Raw genomic sequence first — 4,007 nt, 5'->3', positions numbered from 1 at the left:
ACGACCTCGTCGTGGGAGATGGGCAGGACGTAGTTCTCGCTGTAGGCGTACACCATCGAGAACGTCATCTCGTTGTGGTGGTACTTGCGATGGACCGGCTCGTGCTGCACATAGCTCAGCGAGTCGTGCATCCACCCCATGTTCCACTTCAGCCCGAACCCCAGCCCACCGAACCCGCCGGGCCCGGTGTGATGGGTGGCCCGGGTGACCCCGTCCCAGGCCGTCGATTCCTCGGCGATCGTCACGACGCCGGGTGCGCGGCGGTAGACGGTGGCGTTCATCTCCTGGAGGAAGGCGACGGCGTCGAGGTTCTCCCGGCCGCCGTGTTCGTTCGGGGTCCACTGTCCCGGCTCGCGCGAGTAGTCCAGGTAGAGCATCGAGGCGACGGCGTCGACGCGCAGTCCGTCGATGTGGAACTCCTCGCACCAGTACACGGCGTTGGCGACGAGGAAGTTGCGTACCTCGCGGCGCCCGTAGTCGAATTCGAGGGTGCCCCAGTCGGGGTGGGCGGCCCGCTGCGGGTCCGCGTGTTCGTAGAGGGGGCGTCCGTCGAATTCGGCCAGGGCCCATGCGTCGCGCGGGAAGTGGGCCGGTACCCAGTCCATGAGGACGCCGATCTGGGCCCGGTGCAGGGCGTCGACGAGGTGTTTGAAGTCGTCGGGGGTGCCCAGTCGTGCGGTGGGGGCGTAGAAGCCGGTGACCTGGTAGCCCCAGGAGCCGCCGAAGGGGTGCTCGGCGACCGGCATCAGTTCCACGTGGGTGAAGCCCAGGTCGCGGACGTAGGCGGGCAGTTGTTCGGCCAGTTGGCGGTAGGTCAGGCCGGGGCGCCACGACGGCAGGTGGACCTCGTACACGGACAACGGTGCCTCGTGCACGGGACGGGCCCCCCGACCCGCCATCCACTCCTCGTCCGTCCACACGTGGTGCGAGGCGTGCACGATCGACGATGTGCGCGGCGGGACCTCGGTCCGCCGGGCCATCGGGTCGGCCCGCAGGGTGCGGGAGCCGTCCGGGCGGGTGATCTCGAACTTGTAGAGCTCGCCCTCGCCGATCGCCGGCACGAACAGCTCCCACACCCCGGAGGAGCCGAGCGACCGCATCGGGAACCCGGTGCCGTCCCAGAAGTTGAAGGTGCCGGCGAGGCGGACACCGCGCGCGTTCGGCGCCCAGACCGTGAAGCGGGTGCCGGTCACCCCCTGGTGCACCATCGGCTCCGCACCCAGGGCGCGCCACAGCTCCTCGTGGCGTCCCTCGCCGAGCAGATGGAGATCGAACTCCCCGAGCGCGGGCAGGAAGCGGTACGCGTCCTCGGTGTCCTGAACCGTCCCCTCGTACGCGACGAGCAGCCGGTACGCCTCCGGGACCACGCGCAGCGGCACCAGCGCCGAGAAGAACCCGTCCCCGTCGTCGTGCAGCTCGGCCCGCAGGTCGTCCGTCACGACGGTCACCCCGAGCGCGTACGGACGGAAGGCCCGGAAGGCCACACCGCCCGGCACCGGATGGGCGCCGAGCACCCCGTGCGGATCGTGGTGCGTGCCGGAGAGCAGCCGCGCGCGGTCATCGGGGTCGACCCCGGCGAAGACGGGAGCGCTGTCGACGACGGCGGGCTCGCAAACCCCGACCACGGGCTCGGCGCCCTTCGGCTCGGCCGCGCGCGGTTCGGGAACCCTCGCCCCGGCCTCCTTCTTCGATTCCTTCGATTCCTTCGAGACCTTCGCATCCTTCGCGGCCTTGCTCGCGACCGGCTTCTGAGCAGCGGCCTTCTTGACCGCCGCTTTCTTCACCGCCGCCTCCTTGGCGGCAGCCGGCTTCTTGGCACCGTTCTTCTTCGGACTGTCGTCGGACGGGGGGCGGGGCGTCACGGGCAGGGCCTCCTCGGCGGGGTGAGGTGGGAAAGGTCAGGGGGACGCGGCGAGTCGGCGTATCGCCGCCATCGGCACCGGCAGCCAGTCGGGCCGGTGCCGGGCCTCGTACAGGACTTCGTAGATCGCCTTGTCCGTCTCGTAGGCGCGCAGGAGTACCGGATCGGCGCGCGGGTCGCGGCCGGCGACCTCCGCGTAGCCGGCGCAGTACGCGGCCCGGCAGGTGTCGGCCCAGTCGGACACCTGCGGAACGGGGGTGCTCCCCGATCGAGCGGAGCCGAGGGCCTGGGGGACGGCGTGGGCCGCGTAGTCGAAGGAGCGGAGCATCCCCGCTATGTCCCGCAGGGGCGGCTGGGGCATGCGGCGCTCGGCGAGCGGTTTCGAGGGCTCGCCCTCGAAGTCTATGAGCGACCACTCCCCGGAGGGCGCGCGCAGGCACTGGCCGAGGTGCAGATCCCCGTGTATGCGCTGGGCGGTCCAGGTCTGCCCCTCGGTGGCCAGGTCGGCCAGCGCCCCGAAGGCGGTGCGCAGACCGGCGGCGTACGGCCGCAGCGCGGGCACCGCCTGCGCTGCCGCGGCCAGCCGCTCGGTCATGCCGTCGACGAGCAGTTCCATCTGCACGTGCCCCAGTGTGACCGTGGGCAGTGCACGGGCGAGGGCCGTGTGCACCTCGGCGGTGGCCCGGCCCAGCGCCCGCGCCTCCTGCGCGAAGCCCTCGCCGCCTCGGTCGCCGCCCTTGGCCAGTTCGCTCTCCTTGGCCAGTTCACTCAGCGCCAGCTCCCAGCCGTCCACCGCGCCCTGGACATAGGGTTGCAGCACTCCCAGGACGTACGTCTCCTCAGCCAGGTCGGCGGCCATCCACGCCGTCGGTGCCGGCACCCGCGGGCAGCCCTCCCGGGCGAGCGCCAGTGGCAGCTCCAGATCGGGGTTCACCCCCGGAACCATGCGGCGTAGGAGCTTCAGGATGAACGTATCTCCGAAGACCAGGGACGAGTTGGACTGTTCCGCGGTGATCAGGCGCGGTATCAGATCGCCCCGTATCTCCTGGCGCCGGTCCCGCTCGAAGCGCAGCTCGCCGATCCGGGCCTGGGTGCGCAGGGCCTCCAGAAGCACGTCGGCGGGGCGCGGGTCGTGCAGTGCCTCGTAGACCGTGTGTCCCGCCAGCGGTCCCTCCTCCACGTGTCCGATCAGGGCGGGCGCGAGGTGCGGCGGGAGTGCCTCGCGTACGCCGATGAGCAACTGGTAGCAGTCGCCGGGCCGGCTGCCGGCTCCCTGGGCGGGGGAGAGCGGCTGGTGCGCCCGGACCAGCAGGTGGAGCAGGCCCAGCTGACTTGTCGAGGGCAGCAGTTCGTTGGCCGTCACCAGGGAGAACCCGGTCACCGGACGCCCCTTGCCCGCGAACCAGCGCTGCCGTGGCAGCCATTCCCGTAGGAGCGGATCGAGCGACGCGAGTAACTCGGGGCGTGTGACGGGGGCCGTGACAGAGTGGATTGCGGCTTCCGACATGACGTCGCGTCCTTTCCCCAGGGGCCCGGAGACCGGGGGAGTCGGGGTGTTACTGATGGGTGCCCAGGGCGGGACGGAGGAAACCGCCCCGCCGCCCGGGTTCTGGAGTCTGTCCTTGGATCAGACGGCGTCCTTGCGGAGCCGGAACCAGTAGAAGCCGTGACCCGCGAGGGTGAGCAAGTACGGCAGCTCCCCGATGGCCGGGAATCGCACCCCGCCGATGAGCTCGACCGGGTGGCGGCCGCTGAAGGCCCGCAGGTCCAGTTCGGTGGGCTGGGCGAAGCGGGAGAAGTTGTGCACGCACAGGACGAGGTCGTCCTCCGTGCCCTCGGTCGAGGGGGCCTCGCGCAGGAAGGCGATGACCGCTGGGTTCGAGGACTGGAGTTCCGTGTAGGAGCCGAGGCCGAAGGCCTTGTTCTGTTTGCGGATCTCGATCATGCGGCGGGTCCAGTGCAGCAGCGACGAGGGCGAGGACATCGAGGCCTCGACGTTCGTCACCTGGTAGCCGTAGACCGGGTCCATGATCGTGGGCAGGAACAGCCGTCCGGGATCCGACGAGGAGAAGCCGGCGTTGCGGTCGGGCGTCCACTGCATCGGGGTGCGTACCGCGTCCCGGTCGCCGAGCCAGATGTTGTCGCC

General features: G+C 70.8%; 3 protein-coding genes. All 3 read right to left on the bottom strand.

Going from position 1 to position 4,007, the window contains the following annotated elements; translation table 11 throughout:
* Positions 1-1,862 (bottom strand): 1,4-alpha-glucan branching enzyme (gene glgB / locus ACIQTP_RS46860; RefSeq protein WP_403412350.1); only part of this gene is annotated, 1,862 nt, incomplete at its 3' end.
* 36 nt (positions 1,863-1,898) lie between these two features.
* Entirely contained in the window at positions 1,899-3,368 is a 1,470-nt protein-coding gene (locus tag ACIQTP_RS46855) for a maltokinase (protein ID WP_403412347.1), read from the bottom strand.
* 120 nt (positions 3,369-3,488) lie between these two features.
* A partial coding sequence (locus tag ACIQTP_RS46850) for an alpha-glucosidase C-terminal domain-containing protein (protein ID WP_403412344.1) occupies positions 3,489-4,007 on the bottom strand: 519 nt, incomplete at its 5' end.

Origin of the sequence: Streptomyces sp. NPDC090798 (assembly GCF_044768965.1) — a bacterium.
GTDB lineage: Bacteria > Actinomycetota > Actinomycetes > Streptomycetales > Streptomycetaceae > Streptomyces.
Note: the sequence above shows the minus strand (reverse complement) of the source record. Positions and strands in the feature narration are given on the sequence as shown.